The sequence below is a fragment of the Streptomyces sp. NPDC057682 genome (genome assembly GCF_042799575.1).
Taxonomy (GTDB): Bacteria; Actinomycetota; Actinomycetes; order Streptomycetales; family Streptomycetaceae; genus Streptomyces.
The window spans coordinates 74,599-95,344 of sequence record NZ_JBHVIN010000027.1 but is presented as its reverse complement, the minus strand read 5'-3'; the positions used below and the strand labels follow the sequence as shown (position 1 = coordinate 95,344).

The following is a 20,746-nucleotide window of genomic DNA, read 5'->3' as shown; positions in this document are numbered from 1 at the left end:
GGCCGGCGGCCCCCCCCCCCCGCGCCCCCCGCCCCCCCGGGGGGGGGGGGCCCCCCCCCCGCCCCCCCCCCCCCCCCCCCCCCGGGGGGGGGCGCCCCCCCCCCCCCCGGGGGGGGCCCGCCCCCCCCACGGCCGCGCGCCGTCCCGGAGTCAGCCGATGTGGTAGCTGTCGCCGTAGACCTTCCAGTCGAGCGGCGGATCCAGGTCCAGATTGCCCGCGCGCAGGAAGACCCGCTGGGCGGTGTCCACCCGGCTGGTGTCCTCGTGGGCCTCCTCCTGGCGCATGGCCCACACCCGGGCGTCCAGGAACGCGTCGAGAAAGGCGGTCTCGTCACCGCCCCGGCCCGGCGGCTCCGCCTGCCGCAGCGCCCGCTCGCGGATCGCCCCGAAGCTCGCGCCGTCGTCACCGTCGCCGTGCATCACGAAGGCGTCGTAGTACGCGAACTGGCCGAGCACACCCAGGCCGTCCGCCTTGCCCCGGGCGACCGCCGGATCGAAGTACACCCGGTCGCGTTCGTCGTCCTGGGCCCGCCGGAACGCCTCGTCCCGGGCCGCCTCCTGCCAGGCGGGGACGTAACCGGGGTCCAGGCCCTCGTGCGAGTCGCTGCCGTCGACGGCGCGGAGGGCCGGGAGGAAGCGGGCCAGGGGATTGTCCGGGGTCCGGCGGGTGTAGAGCTCCACCAGACCGAGCATGTCGCCGGTGCCGGAGCAGAAGCCGATGATGCCGCCGGTGTAGCCGCGGCCGTCGCCGATGTCCTCGATGTAGCCGTACTGCGCCTTCCAGTCCAGCGTGGAGTTCTCCGCGCTGGAGACCAGTTGCATGGCGATGTCCTTCTTCGCCGGATCGTCCAGACCGTTCACACGCGCCTCCTCGGGATGCGCCGCCGCACGGGGCGGCAGCCGCGAGCCCCGCACCGGGGGCGGTCATGTCCGGTGCGGGGCGGTACGGTGCCGGACTCAGCAGTCCAGGTAGGCCACGTAGATCCAGACGCCGGTGGGGCCACCCCACAGGTCGCCCATGATCCAGTCGCCGGTCCGACCGCGGTAGTTGAGGTTCTGGCCCTTGTTGACCTGGCCCAGGACCGGGAAGTCGGTGCCCGGTCCGCCACGGAAGTTGACGCCGTTGTCGTTCACCGTGCAGACGAGCGACGGCTGCGCCGCCTGCGCACGGTGCGCGGGGGCCGTGCTGGGCGCGGCCTGCGCGGCGGGGGAGACGGCCAGACCGATGCCGGCGGCCAGCATCGTCATCGTCAGCAGAATCTTCTTCATCATCGTGTGGAACTCCTCGGTGATCCGGCCCACCCGTGTGGTGCCGTCCACCCCGCCCAACGGGTGGCCGACCTCGGGGACACGGGTCCGTCGGCCCTCTCGCCCGGGAGTGTAAGCGCAGGTCACGGGCGGTGCGCACCGGCGCACACGGCCCATGCGGCCAACGCCTCGCGCGCCCGTCGATCTTGGGTTTAGCGGGGGTCGTGGAGACCTCCCGGGCCCCCGGGGACGCTCAGGAACCCTTGATCTCGTAGCTGTCGCCGTACACCTTCCACCGCAGCGGCGTCTCCAGACCGAGATTGCCCTCACGGAGGAACACCCGCTGGGCCGTCTCCACGCGGCTGGTGTCGTGGTGCGAGGGCTCCTCGCGGATCGCCGCGACGCGGGCGTCGAGGAACGCGTCGAGATAGGCGCGCTCGTCTCCGCCCTCGGCGGGGGAGTCCGCCTCGGCCAGTGCCCGGCGGCGCATCGTCGTGAAGCCGACGTCCCCCTCCGCGTCGGCCGACCCGTGCATCACATAGGCGTCGTAGTAGATGAACTGGCCGAGCGCGCCCAGCCCGTCCGCGCGGCCCCGGGCGACCGCCGGGTCGAAGGAGGACCGGTCCCGTTCGGTGTCCTGCGCGGCACGGAACGCCGCGTCCTTCGCGGCGCGGGCCCACGCGTCGGTGAAAGTCCGGCCGAGCCCCGTGTGCGCGTCGGTGCCGCGCACCTTCCGCAATGCGGGGAGGAACCGTTCCAGCGCGTTGCCGGGCCGCGCCTTCGCGTACCGCTCCACCACGCTCAGCATGTCGCCGGTGCCGGAGCAGAAGCCGATGATGCCGCCGGTGTAGCCGCGGCCGTCGCCGATGTCCTCGATGTAGCCGTACTGCGCCTTCCAGTCCAGCGTGGAGTTCTCCGCGCTGGAGACCAGTTGCATGGCGATGTCCTTCTTCACCGGATCGTCCAGCCCGGGACCGGCCGCGCCCTTGCCGGAATCGGAACCGGTCGCCGTGCAGCCGGACAGCACGACGGCGGCGAGGAGGAGGGCGAGACGGGAGGCGAGCGGTGGACGCGTGCTGATCTTCACCCCACCAGCCTGCCAGGCCCTACGGGACGAACGGCGCAGGCCGGGCGGTAGCGTCGGGGGCATGGATGATCAGTCAGTGGTGGATGTCGGCGATGTGCGCCTCGCGTACCGGAGCTGGGGCGACCCGTACGGCTCACCGGTCGTGCTGCTGCACGGCCTCGGGGACTCGGCGGCCTCCTGGGAGGCCGTGGGGGAGCTGCTGGGGCGGGAGTGGCGGGTGTACGCGATCGATCTGCGCGGACACGGGGAGAGCGACTGGCCCGACGACTACGACCTCGATCTGATGGCCGAGGACGTGCTGGGCTTCCTCGACGCGTGCGAGATCGACCGGGCCGGCGTGGCCGGCCACGGCATGGGCGGTGTCGTCGCCCAGCTCCTCGCCCAAGAGAACCCGGACCGGGTGGAGCGGCTGGTGCTGGTGGAGACCCCGCCGCCGTTCCCCGGCGCGGCCGGGCCCGCCGTCACCCCGCGGGGCCCGGTCGACTACGACGAGAACGCCGTCCCGGCCGTACGCGAGGAGCTCGACGCGCCCGGACCGGAGCGGGCGCGCGGCCTCGGCGAGATCGTCGCCCCGACCCTGGTCGTCTCGGGCGGCCCGGCGAGCGGCCTCTCCCAGGCGCGGCTCCAGGACATGGCCGCGCTCGTCCCGGACTCCCGGCTGCTGACCCTCGACGGCGGTCACCGTCCGCACGAGACGAACGCCGCCCAACTCGTGCAGGAGATGACGGAGTTCTTCACCAGCTGACCGCCTCGGCGCCGGGCCGTCCGGCTCCGGGCGCCCGGTCTCAGTCGCCGGGCCGCCAGTCCGGGCGGCGGCCGCTGCGCGCCACCGCCCGGTCCAGCAGCGGCGCGTCGTCGGCGACCGGCACCGGAGCGCCGAAGGGCGAGGTGGGCGGCGGGTTGTCACCGAGGTCGGCCAGGACCGCGAGCGTGCTGTTCAGATGGTCCTCCTCGGCCGAATAGGGCTGCCCGGTCGCCCGCGCCAGGTCCCAGCCGTGCAGCACCAGCTCGTTGAGCGCCACCATCCCGGCGATCTGGCCCGGCAGGTCCACGCTGCCCGCCTGGGTCATGCCCTGCCAGGCGTCCGGGGCGCGCCAGGCCGCCGCCAGCTCGTCGAGTGCCGGGGGCAGCGTCTCGCGCCAGTCGTCCGCGAGCACACCCGACTCCACCGAGGGCGCCGTGCCGGTCGTCGGCCCCAGGTCCTTGCGCGCGGCGTCCCGGAAGGCCACGGCCAGCCCGCCGACATGGGCGAGCATCGCGCCCACGGTGACACCGGGGCAGGGGGTCGGGCCGGTCAGCCGTGCGTCGTCGATGCCGTCGAGCAGGGCGGTGACGTTCCGGGCGGCGGGCCCGAGATCGAGAGGGGCGGGGTTCGTCTGTGTGTCCATACCTGTGCAGACTCCCGGGACCCCGGGAACTCATCGCCCGCCCGCCGGGTGAATTCCGCGGCCCCCGTGCCCGGGCCGTGGCGGCGGCGCACACCGGCATATTGCGGAACGTTCCGCTCCGTCCCCTTGTCGGGAAGCCCCGGACCGTGCGATACAGGTCTGGACCAATAGCTGCCGGATGGAAGGCAACACCGTGCAACGCCCCCACACCACCGCCGCGTTGTCCTGTTCCGCCGCTCTGCTCCTCGCCGTGCTGACCGCCTGCGGCTCGGAGGCCGAGGCCGACACCGGGAAGCCGAGCGCGCCGCGCGGGGTGACCGTCCAGGCCGGCAGCGCCACCTCCGCGCACGTCATGTGGAAGGCGTCCACCGACGACACGGCCGTCACCGGCTACGAGGTCTACCGCGAGGGCAGGAAGGTCAAGTCCGTCCCCGCGTCCAAGGTGATGATCGACATCGAGGGGCTCACCGCCTCGACCGCGTACACCTTCACCGTCCGGGCCCGCGACGCCGCCGGAAACCTCTCCGCGCCCAGCGCCGCCGTCCGCGTCACCACCCCCGCCCCCACGCCCGCCGACCACGCGCCCCCCACCCGGCCGGTGAAACTGCGCGGCAAGGCCGACGGCAACCGGGCCGCCACCCTGTCCTGGGGCGGCTCCACGGACGACGTCGGCGTCACCGCGTACGACATCTACCAGGAGGGCTCCCGCATCCACACGGTGCCGGGCACCGAGACCACGGCCCGGCTGACCGGACTGCGCCCCGGGATGGCCTACGCCTTCACCGTGCGGGCCCGCGACGCCGCCAACACCTCGTCGCCCGACAGCAACACCCTCCGCCTCACCACCGCCTCGGCGCCCGGCGCCCCGGCGAGCACCGCACCCACCGGCCTGCGGGCGAGAACGAAGGTCCAGGGCAAGGAGTACGCCGTCGATCTGGACTGGGCCCAGCCCGAGACGGACGGCGAGGTCACCACCTACGAGCTGTACCTGGACGGCAGGATGACCACCACCATCGTCTGGGGGATCGCACCGCCCGCCGGACGGGCGACCTACCAGTACACGACCGCCGAACCGCGCGGCACCCGCCATGTGGTCACGCTCCGCGCCAAGATGCCGGACGGCAAGTGGGGCGCGTTCTCGGCACCGCTCACGGTGGTCCTCGGGCAGTGAGCCCGCGTCAGAGGGGGACGCGGACCGTCTCGATCCACGGCGGCGGAGCAGGCGCGTCCGCCCCGATGAGGGCGGCCACGAGCCGGCACGAGGGCGACTCCGCGGGCCAGGGGGTGTGGCCGTCCGTGAGGACCACGACGATGCCGGGGCGCTCCGGGGCGGCCAGCGCCGCGGCGATCCCGACCCGCATGTCGGTGCCGCCGCCCCCGCCGAGGACGACCTGCCCGGCCGACGTCACCCGCGAGACGGCGTGCACATCGGCGTCGCAGGCCAGCACGGTGACCCGGTTGCCGCCGATGCCCACCTCGCGCAGCACCCCGGTGACCTCGGCGAGGGCCGAGCCGAGTTCGTCGTCGCCCATCGAGCCGGAGGTGTCGACGACGACGGCGACCCGCGGCAGCGGCCGGCGCAGGCTCGGCAGCACCACGCCGCGCAGCGCCGCCCCGCGCCGGGCGGGACGCCGGTAGGTGTAGTCGACCGCCCCCGAGGCCCAGGCCGCCGCCTCCCGGACCGCTCCGGCCAGGGCCTGCCGCCAGTCGACGGCCGGTTCCAGGATCTCCTCGGCCCACCGCTTCCACCCCTGCGGCAGCGTGCCCCGGCTGCGCAGATGCGCCCGCATCGCCTCGGCCGTACGGCGCCGCAGCGCCTCCGCCTCGACCGCCCCGACCTGCGGCGGGCCGTCCGGGCCGGTGGACTCCCAGGGCTCGGGACGGCCGTGCGCGCCCGAACCGCAGGTGTGCGGGGGACCGGGCGGAAGATCCGGCAGGTACTCCTCGAAGAGCCGCCCCTCGGGCAGACCGAAGAGCGACGGCTCCATCCGCCCCTCCGGCAGGACCACCCCGTCGGCGAGCAGATCGTCGTTGATCTCGCAGTCCTGGGCGATGTTGATCCGGTGCGGGTCGCGCTGATCGGCCGCGGACAGCCGGCCGGCCCGGCCGTGGTGGTCGCGCAGCAGATGCGCGGCCTCGTGCAGCCAGACCCCGGCCAGTTCGGCCACCGGGGTCCGGTCGACGAACGCGGGCGCCACGTAGCAGCGCCAATGCCGGTCCACGCCCATGGTCGGGACCTCGTCACTGGGCACCACCGACAACGCGTAGAGCGCGGTGGCCAGATACGGCCGGTCGGTCGCCGCCCGGTAGCGGGCGGCGAGCAGCTTGGTGAGGTCCAGCCGGAGCCGCGCCGGGGCGGGGTTCCCGCACTCCTCCCGGTGCGCGGACACGTCCTCAGCCGCTTCCCGGCAGCGCGCCGGAGAGCTGGAGCAACTCCAGGAAGGCGTCGATGCCCTCGGGGACCGGCCAGGCGGGGTCGCGCATCGACGCCAGGTCGACCGCGGCGCGGGCCGCCACATCGGGCACGCCCGCCGCGACCGCCTTGGCCAGCACCGCCCAGCCGGCCTCCCAGCGCGGACGGGTGGGATCGGCCTGTACGGCGGCCACGACCGCGATGAGGAAGGCCAGTTGCCGGTCACCGCGCTCGGGCAGGGCGAAGGCCTCCGGGTCCGCCAGCACCCGGTCCGGATCGGGCAGGTCCAGATTCTCCAGGTACGCCAGCAGCTCGATGCCCGCCCCGTCGCCGACGGCCCCGGTCAGGGCGGCGGCGATCGCCTCCCGGCCCGTGCCCGTCGCGTATCCGGTGGCCAGCAGGCGCAGCGCCATGTCCCAGGTACGGGGCGAGGGCCAGGCGCGGCCCCGGCTCTCCGCGTCGCCCGGGATGTGGTGGACGAGTCCCGGCCGTGCGTGCAGGAATCCGGAGACCGCGCCCCGGGCCCGCGCCACCGCACCCGGCACCCGGGACGGTTCGACCAGCGGAACGGCCGCCTCCGGCCAGGTGCCGGCCATGCCGCGCGCGACGGTGCGCGGGTCGTGCGTCCATGCCAGGTGCACGAAGCGGTTGGCGAGCGGCGGGCTGAGGTGCCAGCCGTCCGCCGCGCTCGACGGCGGATTGGCCGCCGCCACGATGCGTACGGACTCCGGGAGCGTGAGGCTGCCCACCCGCCGTTCCAGCACGACGCGCAGCAGCGCGGCCTGCACGGCCGGGGGAGCGGAGGACAGCTCGTCGAAGAACAGCAGGCCCCGCCCGCGCCGGGCGAGCCGCACCGCCCAGTCCGGCGGCGCCATCGGCACCCCGGTCGTGGCGGGGTCGTCACCGACGACGGGCAGCCCGGCGAAGTCGGAGGGTTCGTGGACGCTGGCGATCACGGTCTCCAGCTCCACCCCGAGCCCGGCCGCGAGCTGTTCGAGCCCGGCCGACTTGCCGATGCCCGGCTCGCCCCACAGCAGCACCGGCTGATTGGCCGTCACCGCCAGGGCCAGGGCCTCCAGCTGGGGACTGGCGACGGTCTCGGTACGACGGGTGCGCAGCCGCCGGTTCAGCGCGTCGGCGGCCTCCAGCGGATCAGGCCCGGAGGCGGCGCGGGAGGTCCGGGCCGGGCTGTCGGGGGCGACGGTGCTCATCCGTGCTCACCTTCCTCTTCGTCGGTCCCGGCCCCGTCGTCCTCGTCGGGGCCGTCGTCGTCCAGGTCGTCCAGGTCGTCCTCGTCCGGGTCCCACTCCTCCCACCACTCCGCTCCCAGGTCGGGGAACTCCTCGGCCACGCGCTCGGCGAGGAACCGCAGATCGGTCCGCCGGTACTTGCGGATCACCTGATCCAGCGACAACTCCGTCTGGTCGACGACGTCCGGCCGGGCGCCCGCGTCGAGCAGGGCCCGGACGAGCGCGGCCGAGCCCCGGCCCGAGACCGCCGTGCTCAGCGGGGTGCGCTCCCGGTGGTCCCGGGCCTCCAGATCGAGCCCGGCGTCCAGCAGCCGGGGGAGCAGGGCGGTGTGGTCGAGCTGGGGCAGCAGATGGAGCAGGGTGCGCCGTCCGCCGTCGCGGATCCGCGGGTCGAATCCGGCGTCCAGCAGCGCGGTGACGGCCTCGGTGTTCCCGTGCTCGGCGTGCAGGAAGAGGTCGCGGCGCTGCGCGGCCAGGGCCCTCGGCAACCGGCCGGTGCCGCTGGTCGAGGCGTGCTCGGCCGCGAAGCAGCCGGTGACCGCGCCGCCGAACGCGCGCAGGGCGTGTTCGCGCTGCCGTTCCTGCGGGGTGTGCGGGGAGTCCAGCACGCCGTCGCGGAACCGGACGGTGTGCCACACGCCCCGGCACCGGACGCGTACGGGTCCCGGAGCCGTGGGCCCGTCCGGACCGAACGGCCCGTCGAGGCCGGGGAAGAGGGCCGCGGCGACCAGCGGATGGAGTTGCCGCGCGGTCAGGTCGCCGGTGCGCAGCAGATCGAGGTCGGGCAGCCGTCGCCAGACGGTCTCGGGCAGCGGTGCCGCGCCCTCGGCCGCCTCGCGTTCGACGAGCCGGACCCGCAACCGCCCCTCGTGCCCGGGACCGGTGAAGTCCAGCAGGACGCGCACCCGCCAGTCCCGGGAGATCTGGAACCGCTCCGCCCCGGTGAGCGCGGCGACCCGGTGGACCTCGGCCTCCAGCCGGGGCACGTCCAGCGCCACCGTGCGGATCAGCGTCTCGGGGGTGGAGCGGTACCAGGCTGGCATCTCCGGCGGTGTCGCATCCCAGACGATGCCCGCCGCCTCCAGTGATCCGGCGATGTCACCGCGCTGGTGCAGGAGCGTCGCCCATTCGGCGCGGGCCACCGGGTCCGTGCCGTCGGGGGCGTCGTGCGGCAGCCGGTCCGCCGGGAGAGGGGTGCCGTCCGCGTCGAGGAACGGCAGCCGGGTGCCGCCGCCGGCCCGCTCCCGCAGTTCGGCGGTGCGGCGCGCGTCCCACAGGTGCCGCAGGGTCCGCCAGTCCTCGACGTCCGGTGCGCCGGAGCCGCGGTGCCGGGCCGGGCCGAAGCGCAGGGCGACCCGCTGCGGTCCGTCGACCATGGCGCCGGTCCGCAGGATCAGGTACGGGGCGCCGTCCCGTTCCCCGTCCGTCGGTCCGTACCCCGCCAGCAGCAGGGTTTGTTCGGTGGCCAGGGTCGAGCGCCCGCCGAGGATCCGGGGCAGGTGCCAGCGGAGCAGGTCGGGCACGAGGTGGCGCAGATCGTCCTCGACGGCCGCCGCCACGGCCGTCCCGTACCGCGCGGAGAGCCGGGCCGGGTCGAGTTCCAGGTCGTATCCGGCCGCCGCGAGGGCGCCCCGCCAGTCTCCGGCCGCCCGGCGCGCGGCCGAGGTCTCGATCATGGTGCGCGGCACGGCGTACCGGCGGACCTGGCGCCGGCTCGCGGCCTCCTCGGACGAGAGCAGGCCCGAGGCGGGGTGCGGGCTCATCGGTACTGACTCCTGACCGCGCGCAGATCGGTGTGGGCGCCGCCGTCCGGGCGCAGCGCCGTGGCGAAGGAGCGCTTCACCCGGCGGGGCAGCCCGGGGCCGAGCCCCATGTACTCCAGCCGCGAGCCGTGTCCGACGGCGGCGAGCAGGGTCTTGGCGCCCCGGCCGGTCAGACCGGTGTGGCACAGGTCGAGCCGGCGCAGCGGACTGCCGGGCAGGGCGGCGGCCAGTGCGTCGGCGCCGAGGTCGCCGGTGGCGTTGGGCGGGGCGCCGAGACTGCGCTCCGAGGGCGGCCGGCCCAGGTCCAGGGCCTCGATCCCGCCGAGGGCGGCGGCCAGCGCGCGGGCACCCTCGGGTCCGATGCCGTTGCCGCCGAGGCCGAGCCGGATCGGGCGGGCCGGGTCGGCGGCGCCCGCGAGGACGGCGGCGCCCTCGTCCCCCAGGTGGTTGGAGGGCAGATACAGCTCGCGGACGCCCGCGTCGCGGATCAGCCGGGCCAGCAGGGGAGCGGCGTCCGCGTCGAGCCCGTTGCCCCCGAGGAACAGCCGCTCCACGGGCCGGTCGCGGCCGGCGAGCACGTCCAGGAGCGTGGTCAGGCCCTCGGTGGTGACACCGGTGTTGACGAGGTCGAGGGTGCGCAGCGCGGAAGCGCGGCGCAGCATCGGCACCAGGGCCCGCACCCCGGCGTCGCCCACCGGATTGCGCTTGAGCCACAGGGCGCGGACGGTGCCGTCGTCGGCGAGGGCCCCGGCGAGCGCCGCGGCACCGGCGGCGGTGATGCGGTTGCAGCCCAGATACAGGGTGTGCAGACCGTGGCCGGACGCGGCGGTCGCCTCGGCGACGGCGCGCGCGCCCTCGTCGCCGAGGGCGTTGGTGCCGAGCAGGACGTGGACGGCGTGCGGCGAGGCGGCGACGGAGGGCATGATCCGCGCGGCACCGGCGGCGCCGAGCCCCTGCTTGCACAGGTCGACGCGCCCGTCGGTCCGCAGCGAGCCCAGCGGGAAGGTCTCGTCGGCCGTCACCGGCCGCCCGTCCGCGAGGCGTTCGAGCAGGGGACCGAGCAGCGCCGGGTCGGCGAGCGGAAGGTCCGGATGCTCGATCGCCGGACAACGCACCGGCATCGGCTGCGACATCGCCACTCCCCAGATCCCCCGCCGGGTGCCGGCCGAGGGAAGGGCGGCCGTACGCCGCCCGCTCGGGCGGACCGACACGTCGACGTCCCGTTACGTAAAGGCGGCAGAACCGGTCGGATTCGAACCGACGTCCTCCAGCTTGCTGCTTGGGCGCGACGACCTCTGCGCTACAGCCCTGCCGCGCATGATCCTAGTGCGTGCCGCGGCGAACTCGCACACCAGTACCAGGGATTGACGCCGCGCCGGGCGGGCCGCCGCGAGGGCCGGGGTACTTTCCGTAAATGGTCTGTACCTATTGACGGGCTGGTCCAGACCAATTACCTTCCTCTGTGCTCCATGGAACGACACGCATTCCCGCTCCCCCCGAGGACCGCCTCACCGGTCCCAGTCGCTAGGGAGAACCATGTTCGAGCACATGCCCCTCAGACGGAGAACGGCGACCGCGCTGCTCGCGGTACTCGCCCTGCTCCTCGCCCTGCTGTCCCTGCAGACCGGACCCGCGCACGCGGCCGGCAAGCTGACGGCGACCTTCACCACCGCCGACAACGGCTCGTGGTGGAAGGGGACCTACGTCCTGCGCAACGACACGGACACGGCCGTGACCGGCTGGAGCCTGGAGTTCGACCTTCCCGCCGGGGTCGCCATCAGCTCCTCGTACAACGGCACGGTCACCACCCAGGGCAGTCACATCACCGCGGTCAACGCCCACTACAACGGCACGGTCGCCGCGCACAGCACCACCGAGCCCTACAGCTTCTGGTTCGTCGCCACCGGACCGGTCACGGCGCCCACCGGCTGCCGGATCAACGGGGACAAGTGCGACGGATCCGCCGACGCCCCGCCCGGCGTCCCCGGCGGGCTGAAGCAGACGGACGTCACCGCGCGCACGGCCTCGCTCTCCTGGACCGCCGCCACCGCGGGCGACTTCCCCGTGGCCTCGTACGACATCCTGGCCGGCGGCAAGGTCCTGGGATCGGCCACCGCCGCGACCTCCGCCACGGTCACCGGACTGACCCCGGCCACGGCGTACGCGTTCACCGTCCGGGCCAAGGACACCCGCGGCAACGTCTCCGCCGAGAGCGCCCCGCTGACCGTCACCACTGTCGACCCGGCGACCGACACCTCGCCGCCGACGGCCCCCGGTTCGCTGCGCGCCACCGCCAAGGACTCCTCGTCGGTCTCCCTGGCCTGGAACGCCGCGACGGACAACCAGCGCGTGGCGGCGTACGACATCTACAAGGGGGCCACGCTCGCCACCACGGTCTCCGGCACCACGACCACCGCGAGCATCGGCGGGCTGTCGCCCGCGACCTCCTACTCCTTCACCGTCAAGGCGCGTGACGCGGCCGACAACGCCTCGCCCGCGAGCAACACGCTGACGGTGAAGACCGACGACATCGCCGGCGCGGGCAACTACGCCAAGGTCGGCTACTTCGTCCAGTGGGGCATCTACGGCCGCCAGTACTTCGTCAAGAACCTGGAGACCTCCGGCGCCGCGGACAAGCTCGACGTCATCAACTACTCCTTCGCCAATATCGACCCCAACAACCTCACCTGCCTCAACGGGGTCACCAAGGGCACCACGGCCGACCCGCAGGACCCCGAACAGGGCACCGGTGCCGGCGACGCGGACGCCGACTACGCCCGTCCCTTCAGCGCCTCCCAGTCCGTGGACGGCGTCGCGGACGACGGCTGGGGCAAGCTGCGCGGCAACTTCAACCAGCTGAAGAAGCTCAAGCAGCGCCACCCGAACCTGAAGATCGTGGTCTCGCTCGGCGGCTGGACGTACTCGAAGTACTTCTCCGACGTCGCCGCCACCGACGCCGCCCGCAAGAAGTTCGTCTCCTCCTGCATCGACATGTACATCAAGGGCAACCTGCCCGTGTACAACGGCGCCGGAGGCCCCGGCACCGCGGCCGGCATCTTCGACGGCTTCGACATCGACTGGGAGTGGCCGGGCACCGGCACCGGACACCCCGGCAACCACTACTCGCCCGACGACAAGGACAACCTCACCCTGCTCCTCGCGGAGTTCCGCAAGCAGCTCGACGCGCTCGGCGGCGGCCACCGCCTGCTGACCGCGTTCACCCCCGCCGACCCGCAGAAGATCGACGAGGGCTGGGACCTGGGCAAGGTCTTCGACTCCCTCGACGTCGCCAACGTCCAGGGCTACGACTTCCACGGCTCGGGCAGCGACAACTCCTGGGAGCCCAACCGCACCGGCCACCAGGCCAACCTCTACAACGACACCCAGGACCCCTACGACTTCCACTTCAGCGCCGACACCGCGATCAAGGCGTACACCGACGCGGGGGTCGACCCCCGCAAGCTGACCCTCGGCATCCCCTTCTACGGACGGGGCTGGCAGGGCGTCACGGACGGCGGAGCGGCGGGCGAATGGCAGTCCGCGGGCGGAGCGGCCCCCGGCCAGTTCGCCGAGGAGGCCGGGACCCGGGGCTACTCCAACCTCATCGGGGCCTATCCGACGATGGCCGTGCACCACGACGAACAGTCCGTCTCGACGTACGGATACACCGGAAGTCAGTGGTGGTCCTTCGACGACGCCTGGTCCATCGGCAAGAAGATGGACTACGTGAAGGACAAGGGGCTGCTCGGCGTCATGGTCTGGGAGATGTCCGGTGACACCGCCCAGGGCACGCTGATGAACGCCATCACCACCGGGCTGCAATGACCCGTCCGGGATGAGGACGGGGAGCCGTGCGCCCGCACGGCTCCCCGTTTCCGTTTCCGCCGGTCGTCGCTCCCGCACCCGCGGCTCTTCCGAATCGTGGGGAAACGCCCCAAGCGTTACGGTTGGTGCGGCGGTGTCCGAGGGCGCCGCCGTGCCTGACGACCGGTCCCGGTACGCGGGTCCGGCTCCGTTCGATGCGCGGGAGGACCCATGACCAGCCCCGAGCAGGACCCGAACCAGCAGGAAGGCCCCGCCGACGGCGGCGCGGAGGGCACCCCCGGCGTTCACGACGGTGGTGCGGACGGCGGCGCTGATGGCGGTGCCGACGGTGGTGCGGACGGCGGCGCTGATGGCGGTGCCGACGGCGGTGCGGACGGCGGTGCTGATGGTGGCGCCGACGGCGGTGCCGATGGAGGTGCTGATGGTGGCGCCGACGGCGGTGCCGATGGAGGTGCTGACGGGGGTGCGGACGGCGGTGCCGACGGTGGTGCGAGCTCGTCCGGCGTCGGTTCTTGAGTTCCACCACGACCGGAACCGGAACCGGAACCGGGACTGAGGCCCAGGGGCCCCGGACCGCCGACGCGGCGCCCGGGGTCCTGGAGACCCGTCTGACGGGCGGCCTGAGCCGTGAGGAGTTCGCCCGCGACGTCTGGGCCCGCCGGGCGCTGCTCACCCGCGGCGCGGACGACTTCTCCGACCTGCTCACCGCCCGCGCCGTCGACGAACTCGTCGCTCGGCGCGGGCTGCGCACCCCGTTCCTCCGGGTCGCGAAGAACGGCGGCACCCTTCCCGACACGGCGTTCACCGCCCCTGCGGGCGTCGGCGCCACCATCGGCGACCAGGTCGACGACACCGCGCTGTGGCGGGAGTTCGCCGACGGCGCCACCCTCGTCCTCCAGGCCCTGCACCGCACCTGGGCCCCCGTCGGCGACCTCGTCACCGCGCTCGGCACCGAACTGGGCCACCCGGTGCAGGCCAACGCCTACATCACCCCGCCGCAGAACCGGGGCTTCGCCGCCCACTACGACGTCCACGACGTCTTCGTCCTCCAGACCGAGGGCACCAAACGCTGGACCGCCCACCCGCCGGTGCACACCGACCCGCTGCGTGACCAGCCCTGGAACGACCACCGCCGGGCGGTCGCCGACGCGGCCCGGCGCGAACCGTACCTGGACACCGTCCTCGCCCCCGGCGACGTCCTCTACCTGCCGCGCGGCTGGCTGCACGCCGCCGAGGCGCAGGGCGAGATCTCGATCCATCTGACGCTCGGCGTCCACGTCTGGACCAGGTACGCCGTGGCCGAACAGCTCGTACAGGCCGCGCTCGCCGCCCTGCGCGACGACCCCTGGGCACGCGGGACCCTGCCGCTGGGCACGGACGGCCCGGACGACGAGACGGACCGGGTCCGCGCCCGGCTCCTCGCGGCCCTCGCCGACGCGGACCCGGCCCCCCGCTTCCACCGCGCCCGGCGCGCGCAGGCCCGTCCCGCCCCGCTCGGACCACTGGCCCAGTACGCCGCCGCCCGGGACCTCGCCACCACCACCCCCGTACGGCTCCGCGCGGCCCTGGACGCCCGGCTGGACGGAGCACGCCTGGTCACCCGGGTCTGCGCGCTCGACCTCCCGGAGGACGACGTCCCGGCCGTGGCCCGGCTGCTGGCCGGCGGGGTGCGCACCGCCGGTGACCTGGGTCTCGCCTGCGCGGGACGGCTGCTGCGCGCGGGCGTCCTCGTGCCCGCCGGGCCGTGACCCCGACCCCGGAGACCCGTACGACCGGTCCCGGCCGCTTCTTCTGCGCCCAGGCCGCGCGCGCCCGGGGCGACGTCCTCGCGGGCACGGCGCCCCCCGGCGACACCTGGGTGCTCGTCGAGTACGCGGGTGCCTGGCCCGCCGACGGCTTCGACGGTCTCGCCCTGGCCGCGGGTCCCGGAGCCGTCCTCCGTGACGCCGCCCGCGCGGTCCGCGCCCGGGTGCTCCTGATCCGCCGGCACGGGCGCCGCCGCCCCGGGGGGCCCCGCCGCTGGGCCGTGCTGCGGTACGACGCCACCGGCGCCCACCGGCAGCTCTGGGGCACCTGGGAACAGGACGCGGACCTGGTCCGGGCCGCGGCGGCGCTCGGTGCCCCGGGGGAGACCGGCCATCCGCCCGTGGTCCTCGTCTGCACCCACGGCCGCCACGACACCTGCTGCGCCCTGCGCGGCCGGCCCGTGGCGGCGGCGCTCGGGGCGTACCGGCCCGAGCTGGTCTGGGAGTGCTCGCACGTGGGCGGCGACCGGTTCGCGGCCAACGTCCTCGTCGCCCCCGACGGTGTCTACTACGGCGGTCTCGACGCCGGATCGGCCGTCGCCGTGCTCGAACAGCATCTCGCCGACCGGGTCCACGCCCGCCATCTGCGCGGCTACACCGACCTGATCGCACCCCAGCAGGCCGCCGTCGCCGCTCTCCTCGCCCGCCTCGGCCCGGCCGGCCGCCACGACTACACCGTCACCGCCACCACCCGGGCCGGCCCCCACTGGCTGATCAGCGTCACCGGCCCCCCGCCCTACCCCGTGACGTACGACATCGAGGTGAGCGCCCACCGTGCGCCGCCCCACCGCCTCACCTGCAAGGGACCGGCCACCGGCGCGGCCCTCGTCCACGAGGTCGTCTCGATCCGCGTCGGCTGAGCCGCCCCGCACACGGACGACGCCCCGCCCCCGGGCCGGTGGGCCGGGGGCGGGGCGTCGCCGAGCCGTACGGGGTCAGCGCAGCCGCTCGTACGCCGGGAGCGTCAGGAAGTCCGCGTAGTCCTGATCCAGGGAGACCTGGAGCAGCAGGTCGTGGGCCTCCTGCCAGCGGCCGGCGGCGAAGGCCTCGTCGCCGGTCTCGGCGCGGATCGCGGCCAGTTCCTCGGCGGCGACCCTGCGGGCCAGTTCGGCCGTGGCGTGCTCGCCGTTCTCGAAGACGACGTCCGCGTTGATCCACTGCCAGATCTGCGAGCGCGAGATCTCGGCGGTGGCCGCGTCCTCCATCAGGTTGAAGATGGCGACGGCGCCCATGCCGCGCAGCCAGGCCTCGATGTAGCGGATGCCGACCGCGACGGCGTTGCGCAGCCCCTCGTACGTGGGCCGGGCGTCCAGCGTGTCGACGGCGATCAGATCGCCGGCGGCCACCGAGACGTCCTCGCGCAGCCGGTCCTTCTGGTTCGGCTTCTCGCCGAGGACCGCGTCGAAGGAGGCCATGGCGATCGGGACCAGGTCGGGGTGGGCGACCCAGGAGCCGTCGAAGCCGTCGCCGGCCTCGCGGTCCTTGTCGGCCTTGACCTTCTCGAAGGCGACCTTGTTGACCTCGGCGTCGCGCCGCGACGGGATGAAGGCGGCCATGCCGCCGATCGCGTGCGCGCCGCGCTTGTGGCAGGTGCGGACCAGGAGTTCGGTGTACGCCCGCATGAACGGGGCGGTCATCGTCACCGCGTTGCGGTCCGGCAGGACGAACTTGGCGCCGCCGTCACGGAAGTTCTTCACGATGGAGAAGAGGTAGTCCCAGCGGCCCGCGTTCAGCCCGGAGGCGTGGTCGCGCAGCTCGTAGAGGATCTCCTCCATCTCGTACGCTGCGGTGATCGTCTCGATGAGGACCGTGGCGCGGACGGTGCCCTGCGGGATGCCCAGCGCGTCCTGCGCGAAGACGAAGACGTCGTTCCAGAGGCGGGCCTCCAGGTGGGACTCCGTCTTCGGCAGGTAGAAGTACGGGCCCTTGCCGAGGTCGATCAGACGCTGGGCGTTGTGGAAGAAGTACAGGCCGAAGTCGACGAGCGCGCCGGGCACCGGGGTGCCGTCGAGCTGGAGGTGGCGCTCGTCCAGGTGCCAGCCCCGGGGGCGGGTGACGACGGTGGCCAGCTCGCCGGCGGGCTTCAGCGCGTACGACTTGCCGGACCGGGGGTCCGTGAAGTCGATGGAGCGGTTGTAGGCGTCCATCAGGTTGAGCTGGCCGAGGACGACGTTCTCCCAGGTGGGGGCGGAGGCGTCCTCGAAGTCGGCGAGCCAGACCTTCGCGCCGGAGTTCAGCGCGTTGATGGTCATCTTGCGGTCGGTCGGACCGGTGATCTCCACCCGGCGGTCGTTCAGCGCGGCGGGGGCCGGGGCGACCTTCCAGGAGTCGTCCGCCCGGATCGCGGCCGTCTCGGGCAGGAAGTCCAGCGTGGAGGTGCGGGCGATCTCGGCGCGGCGCTCGGCGCGGCGGGCGAGCAGCTCGTCGCGCCGGGGCGTGAACCGCCGGTGCAGCTCGGCCACGAAGGCGAGGGCCGCCGGGGTCAGGACCTCGTCCTGCCGGGGCAGGGGCTCGGCATCGACGATGGCCAGCGAGGACGGCGCTGGTGCGGACATGAGCGGTCACTCCTTCAGCGGGCGGTGCGGGCGACGTGTCACGGCCGCCGGGTCGCCCGAAACGGCACGGGGTGCCAGGGCTCCGGGATACGGCTGCGGTCGCCTTCTGAGGTGCAGAGGGCTTCTGACCAGTGGATAGTAGTTTCCTCATGGTGGAAGTTCAATGTTTTGTTGATGTCGAGATTCTCCGGGTCGACAGAACCTGGCACTCCCCGGAGGCCTCTCGCTCCATGTGCCGGGACGCTCACTCCAGGTGCGCGAGATCCTCCGCCGTGTCGATGTCGTACGCCTCGGCCACATCGGAACACTCGACCAGCGTGAGCGCATCACGGTGCTCCCGCAGATACGCCCGCGCGCCTCGGTCGCCCGTCGCCGCCGCCGCGACGTCCGCCCACCGGTCCGCCCCGAACAGCACCGGATGGCCGCGCTCGCCCCCGTACGAGGCCGCCGCCAGGCTCGACCGCGAGCGGTACGCCGCCCGGACCCGGGCCACCGCCTCCGCCCCGATCCCCGGCTGGTCCACCAGCAGCACCAGCACCGCGTCCGCCCCCGACCCGGCCAGCCCGGTGAGCCCCGCTCGCAGCGAGGAACCCATCCCCCCGGTCCACTCCGGATTGACGTCCACCACGCAGCCGGTCAGCTCCGCCCGCGCCCGCACCTCGTCCGCCGCCGCGCCCAGCACCACATGCACCGGACCGCAGCCGCCCGCCCGCAGCACCTCCACCGCCCGGTCGGCCAGCAGCCGGCCGCGATGCTCCAGCAGGGCCTTCGGGCGTCCGCCCAGCCTGCGCCCGCCGCCCGCCGCGAGCAGCAGCCCGGCGACGACGGGGGCGGGGGACGAGGCGTTCGGGGCGGTGGTGGGCGAGGTGTGTGTCATGGCGTCTGGATACCGCAGAGCGGCCGCTTCCGCACGGGCCGGGGCGCGCCGTCCGCCCGTGTCCGCGCACCGGACACTCCGAGTTCGGTCCGTGGAGTGGCGCCCGGCACCTTTCATGGCGTTAACTTGCCCGCACCCCCGGACACTTGACCACGGTCCGGGAATCGCCGGACACACCGGCACAAGATCGATCGACACACCGGCACGAGGGCGTGCGAGGGGGAGTGCTTTGTTGAAGAGCGTGGGGCAGGGCCGGCTGACCGGGGTCGAGGACCCGAGGGTGACGGAGCTGCGGACGGCCGTGGCCCGGCTCCGCAGAGAGCTGGCCGGACATCCCGCGGAGTTCCCGGACCGTGCCGTCGCCGAGGACGAGCTGGCGGCGCTGGACGCGATGGCGGCGGACGGCGTGCCCGAGATCCCCCGGCTCCGCCGTTCGCTGCTGCTGATCGCGAGCGCGATCGGTTCGGTCAGCGCCCTGGCCTCGGCCCTGCGCGACGTACGGGTCGCGGTCGACCTCTTCGGCGAGCCGCCGCGCCGCTGAACGGCCTGCCCGGCCGAGGGGCCCCGCCTCACCGAACGGCCGCGCCCGGCCTCAGCGCCGGATGAGCCGCCGCGCCCTCGCCGCAGCCACGGCCGCGGTGCGCGAGTCCACGCCCAGTTTGGCGTAGATGTGCACCAGATGGGACTTCACCGTGGCCTGGCTGAGGAAGAGCCGCTTGCTGATCTGAAGGTTCGACAGCCCCTCGCCGACCAGCCGCAGCACCTCCAGCTCGCGTTTGGTGAGCGCCTGCGCCGGGGTCCGCATCCGGTCCATCAGCCGGTGCGCCACCGCCGGTGCCAGTGCCGAGCGGCCGGCCGCCGCCGTGCGCACCGCCGTCGCCAGTTCCTCCGGCGGGGCGTCCTTGAGCAGATAGCCCGCAGCCCCCGCCTCCACCGCGGCGAGGATGTCCGCGTCGCTGTCGTACGTCGTCAGGATCAGCACCCGGGGCGCCTCCGGCTCCGCCGTGATCGCCGCCGTCGCCTCGGAACCGTGCATTCCCCCACCGAACTGGAGATCCATGAGGACGACGTCCACCCCGCCCGCCGCGGCCAGGGACACCGCCTGCTCGGCGGTGGCGGCCTCGGCGACGACCCGGAAGTCCGGTTCGGTGTCGAGGACGGCGCGCAGCCCCGCCCGGACCACCGGATGGTCGTCGGCCAGCAGCAACCGGATCGGCGCGCTCATGCGGCGTCCCGTCCCGCCCGGCCCTCGGGCAGCGGCAGCGTCAGGGCCACGGCCGTGCCCTGCCCCGGCGCCGATTCGACGCTCAGCGTGCCGCCCAGCGAACGCGCCCGGGACCGCATCGCGGGCAGCCCGAAACCGCCCGTGGCGCTCTCCGCGCCCGGGGCCCCGGAGTCCGTGAAGCCCCGGCCGTCGTCGACCACGTCCAGCGAGACCGAGGTGTCCATGAAGCTCAGGGTGATCTCCGCCCGCCGGGCCTCCGCGTGCCGCACGGTGTTGGCCAGCGCCGACTGCGCGGTCCGCAGCAGCGCCACCTCGTAGGGCGTCGGCAGCTCCACCGGGGTGCCGCTCACGGCGAACTGCACGGTCAGCCCCGGTGCGGTGGTGCGGGCCGAGAGCCGTTCCAGGGCGGCGGCCAGCGAACCCTTCGCCAGATCGGGCGGGGTCAGCGCGCGGACGAAGCGGCGGGCCTCGGCCAGATTGTCCTGCGCGGCCTCCCGGGCCCGCCGGACATGGCCGGCGGCCGGGGCGTCCTCGGGCAGCGTCCGCTCGGCGGCGCGCAGCAGCAGCTGGATGCTGGACAGGCCCTGGGCGAGGGTGTCGTGGATCTCCCGGGCGAGGCGCTCGCGCTCGGCGAGCGTTCCGGCGGTGCGCTCGGCCTCGGCCAGCTCCGCCCGGGTCGAGACCAGCTCCTCGATGAGTTCGCGCCGCCGCTCGCTCTCCCGGAACAGCGCGTCGTAGCCGAGCACCGTGGCCACTGCGACCGCCCCGCCCAGCAGCGGGCCGATGAACGTGCCCGGGGTGACCGCCGCACCGTGCGCCAGGAACCCGGCGATGGCCGCCCCCGCCGTCACCGCCACGGCCGGCACGCTCCAGCGCACCGGCAGCAGATGCAGCTGGAGGAAGTAGAGCGGGAAGGCCACCCACAGCGCGTCCGGCGACAGCGCCAGCAGCACCACCCAGAGCGCCCCCAGCACCCCCAGCCACACCGCCCCCGCCCGGGTCAGCGGCTGCACGGCGGGAGCGAGCGCGCCCGCCGCGTACACCGCCGCGAGCACGGCGGCCACCGCCACGACCGCTCCCGCGCGCGGGATCCCGTCCCCGACCGCCTTCACGACCGTGAGCGCCAGCAGCCCCAGCAGCAGGGCGTGCAGACAGAGCCGCAGCGCGGCGGCGACCGGGGGGTGGGGGCGGATCTCCATGATGTCTCCAGCGTAAGCGGGGTGCGCGCGGGGCCGGTCAATCGAAAGGTTGATGTCGGGACCGGCCCGCGGGCGATGCCCCGGGCGGGGGCGGCGGCCGAGGCTGGAGCC

At 74.4% G+C, this 20,746-nt stretch carries 19 protein-coding genes and 1 tRNA gene; 7 read left to right on the top strand and 13 right to left on the bottom strand.

What is annotated here, in order from left to right; all coding sequences use genetic code 11:
• Positions 1-150: 150 nt before the first annotated feature.
• The 3 genes from ACFVDM_RS36375 to ACFVDM_RS36365 form a co-directional block, all read right to left on the bottom strand.
• On the bottom strand, positions 151-915 hold the full coding sequence (locus ACFVDM_RS36375) for a chitosanase (protein ID WP_383650961.1): 765 nt from the start codon (positions 913-915) through the stop codon (positions 151-153).
• A gap of 42 nt (positions 916-957) precedes the next feature.
• Complete coding sequence (locus tag ACFVDM_RS36370; RefSeq protein ID WP_383650960.1) at positions 958-1,320, bottom strand: SH3 domain-containing protein; 363 nt, start codon at positions 1,318-1,320, stop codon at positions 958-960.
• A gap of 181 nt (positions 1,321-1,501) precedes the next feature.
• Positions 1,502-2,335, bottom strand: a complete 834-nt coding sequence (locus ACFVDM_RS36365) for a chitosanase (protein WP_383650959.1) — start codon at positions 2,333-2,335, stop codon at positions 1,502-1,504.
• Between the two features lie 61 nt (positions 2,336-2,396).
• Between ACFVDM_RS36365 and ACFVDM_RS36360 the strand changes: the two genes are divergently transcribed.
• Positions 2,397-3,080, top strand: a complete 684-nt coding sequence (locus ACFVDM_RS36360; protein WP_383650958.1) for an alpha/beta fold hydrolase — start codon at positions 2,397-2,399, stop codon at positions 3,078-3,080.
• A 40-nt stretch (positions 3,081-3,120) separates the two neighbouring features.
• Here the strand turns inward: ACFVDM_RS36360 and ACFVDM_RS36355 are convergent, their stop codons facing one another.
• Positions 3,121-3,723, bottom strand: a complete 603-nt coding sequence (locus ACFVDM_RS36355; RefSeq protein WP_383650957.1) for a TIGR03086 family metal-binding protein — start codon at positions 3,721-3,723, stop codon at positions 3,121-3,123.
• Positions 3,724-3,901: 178 nt separating this feature from the next.
• Here ACFVDM_RS36355 and ACFVDM_RS36350 point away from each other — a divergent pair, with 178 nt between their 5' ends.
• The gene (locus tag ACFVDM_RS36350) at positions 3,902-4,894 is read left to right on the top strand and encodes a fibronectin type III domain-containing protein (RefSeq protein WP_383650956.1); all 993 of its coding nucleotides are present in this window, start codon (positions 3,902-3,904) and stop codon (positions 4,892-4,894) included.
• Positions 4,895-4,901: 7 nt separating this feature from the next.
• On the opposite strand, the gene ACFVDM_RS36345 is transcribed toward ACFVDM_RS36350, so the two are convergent.
• The 5 genes from ACFVDM_RS36345 to ACFVDM_RS36325 form a co-directional block, all read right to left on the bottom strand.
• The gene (locus tag ACFVDM_RS36345; RefSeq protein ID WP_383650955.1) at positions 4,902-6,113 is read right to left on the bottom strand and encodes a VWA-like domain-containing protein; all 1,212 of its coding nucleotides are present in this window, start codon (positions 6,111-6,113) and stop codon (positions 4,902-4,904) included.
• A 4-nt stretch (positions 6,114-6,117) separates the two neighbouring features.
• Positions 6,118-7,347, bottom strand: coding sequence for an AAA family ATPase (locus ACFVDM_RS36340; RefSeq protein WP_383650954.1), 1,230 nt, complete (start codon positions 7,345-7,347; stop codon positions 6,118-6,120).
• Positions 7,344-9,149 carry an ankyrin repeat domain-containing protein gene (locus tag ACFVDM_RS36335; RefSeq protein ID WP_383650953.1) on the bottom strand — a complete coding sequence of 602 codons (1,806 nt, stop codon included), beginning with the start codon at positions 9,147-9,149 and terminating at the stop codon, positions 7,344-7,346. The genes ACFVDM_RS36340 and ACFVDM_RS36335 overlap by 4 nt, the downstream gene beginning before the upstream one ends.
• Positions 9,146-10,282 carry a gala protein gene (locus tag ACFVDM_RS36330; RefSeq protein WP_383650952.1) on the bottom strand — a complete coding sequence of 379 codons (1,137 nt, stop codon included), beginning with the start codon at positions 10,280-10,282 and terminating at the stop codon, positions 9,146-9,148. Before ACFVDM_RS36330 ends, ACFVDM_RS36335 begins: the two co-directional genes overlap by 4 nt.
• 104 nt (positions 10,283-10,386) lie before the next feature.
• Positions 10,387-10,459: transfer RNA gene (locus ACFVDM_RS36325), tRNA-Cys, on the bottom strand.
• A gap of 226 nt (positions 10,460-10,685) precedes the next feature.
• Between ACFVDM_RS36325 and ACFVDM_RS36320 the strand changes: the two genes are divergently transcribed.
• From ACFVDM_RS36320 to ACFVDM_RS36305, 4 genes are all read left to right on the top strand, one after another.
• Positions 10,686-12,974 (top strand): glycosyl hydrolase family 18 protein, encoded by a 2,289-nt coding sequence (locus ACFVDM_RS36320; protein WP_383650951.1) that lies wholly within the window; start codon positions 10,686-10,688, stop codon positions 12,972-12,974.
• Positions 12,975-13,287: 313 nt separating this feature from the next.
• Positions 13,288-13,530: a hypothetical protein gene (locus tag ACFVDM_RS36315; RefSeq protein WP_383650950.1), complete on the top strand. Its 243-nt coding sequence runs from the start codon at positions 13,288-13,290 to the stop codon at positions 13,528-13,530.
• Positions 13,531-13,570: 40 nt separating this feature from the next.
• Positions 13,571-14,722, top strand: a complete 1,152-nt coding sequence (locus ACFVDM_RS36310) for a cupin domain-containing protein (RefSeq protein WP_383650963.1) — start codon at positions 13,571-13,573, stop codon at positions 14,720-14,722.
• The gene (locus ACFVDM_RS36305) at positions 14,719-15,639 is read left to right on the top strand and encodes a sucrase ferredoxin (RefSeq protein WP_383650949.1); all 921 of its coding nucleotides are present in this window, start codon (positions 14,719-14,721) and stop codon (positions 15,637-15,639) included. Before ACFVDM_RS36310 ends, ACFVDM_RS36305 begins: the two co-directional genes overlap by 4 nt.
• A 75-nt stretch (positions 15,640-15,714) precedes the next feature.
• Here ACFVDM_RS36305 and aceB read toward each other — a convergent pair whose 3' ends face one another.
• Positions 15,715-17,334: a malate synthase A gene (gene aceB, locus ACFVDM_RS36300; protein ID WP_383650948.1), complete on the bottom strand. Its 1,620-nt coding sequence runs from the start codon at positions 17,332-17,334 to the stop codon at positions 15,715-15,717.
• A gap of 244 nt (positions 17,335-17,578) precedes the next feature.
• The gene (locus tag ACFVDM_RS36295; RefSeq protein WP_383650947.1) at positions 17,579-18,211 is read right to left on the bottom strand and encodes an NTP transferase domain-containing protein; all 633 of its coding nucleotides are present in this window, start codon (positions 18,209-18,211) and stop codon (positions 17,579-17,581) included.
• 241 nt (positions 18,212-18,452) lie between these two features.
• Here ACFVDM_RS36295 and ACFVDM_RS36290 point away from each other — a divergent pair, with 241 nt between their 5' ends.
• Positions 18,453-18,752, top strand: a complete 300-nt coding sequence (locus tag ACFVDM_RS36290; protein WP_383650962.1) for a DUF5955 family protein — start codon at positions 18,453-18,455, stop codon at positions 18,750-18,752.
• 51 nt (positions 18,753-18,803) lie between these two features.
• On the opposite strand, the gene ACFVDM_RS36285 is transcribed toward ACFVDM_RS36290, so the two are convergent.
• Positions 18,804-19,436, bottom strand: a complete 633-nt coding sequence (locus ACFVDM_RS36285) for a response regulator (protein ID WP_383650946.1) — start codon at positions 19,434-19,436, stop codon at positions 18,804-18,806.
• Positions 19,433-20,635: a sensor histidine kinase gene (locus tag ACFVDM_RS36280; protein ID WP_383650945.1), complete on the bottom strand. Its 1,203-nt coding sequence runs from the start codon at positions 20,633-20,635 to the stop codon at positions 19,433-19,435. The genes ACFVDM_RS36285 and ACFVDM_RS36280 overlap by 4 nt, the downstream gene beginning before the upstream one ends.
• Positions 20,636-20,746: the final 111 nt, after the last annotated feature.

Bases quoted from the DNA above. Each gene is read 5' to 3' on its own strand.
- ACFVDM_RS36320 (WP_383650951.1), top strand. From the start codon at position 10,686: ATGTTCGAGCACATGCCCCTCAGACGGAGAACGGCGACCGCGCTGCTC.
- ACFVDM_RS36330 (WP_383650952.1), bottom strand. From the start codon at position 10,282: ATGTCGCAGCCGATGCCGGTGCGTTGTCCGGCGATCGAGCATCCGGAC.
- aceB (WP_383650948.1), bottom strand. From the start codon at position 17,334: ATGTCCGCACCAGCGCCGTCCTCGCTGGCCATCGTCGATGCCGAGCCC.
- ACFVDM_RS36350 (WP_383650956.1), top strand. From the start codon at position 3,902: ATGGAAGGCAACACCGTGCAACGCCCCCACACCACCGCCGCGTTGTCC.
- ACFVDM_RS36355 (WP_383650957.1), bottom strand. From the start codon at position 3,723: ATGGACACACAGACGAACCCCGCCCCTCTCGATCTCGGGCCCGCCGCC.
- ACFVDM_RS36295 (WP_383650947.1), bottom strand. From the start codon at position 18,211: ATGACACACACCTCGCCCACCACCGCCCCGAACGCCTCGTCCCCCGCC.
- ACFVDM_RS36360 (WP_383650958.1), top strand. From the start codon at position 2,397: ATGGATGATCAGTCAGTGGTGGATGTCGGCGATGTGCGCCTCGCGTAC.
- ACFVDM_RS36335 (WP_383650953.1), bottom strand. From the start codon at position 9,149: ATGAGCCCGCACCCCGCCTCGGGCCTGCTCTCGTCCGAGGAGGCCGCG.
- ACFVDM_RS36285 (WP_383650946.1), bottom strand. From the start codon at position 19,436: ATGAGCGCGCCGATCCGGTTGCTGCTGGCCGACGACCATCCGGTGGTC.
- ACFVDM_RS36315 (WP_383650950.1), top strand. From the start codon at position 13,288: ATGGCGGTGCCGACGGTGGTGCGGACGGCGGCGCTGATGGCGGTGCCG.
- ACFVDM_RS36340 (WP_383650954.1), bottom strand. From the start codon at position 7,347: ATGAGCACCGTCGCCCCCGACAGCCCGGCCCGGACCTCCCGCGCCGCC.
- ACFVDM_RS36280 (WP_383650945.1), bottom strand. From the start codon at position 20,635: ATGGAGATCCGCCCCCACCCCCCGGTCGCCGCCGCGCTGCGGCTCTGT.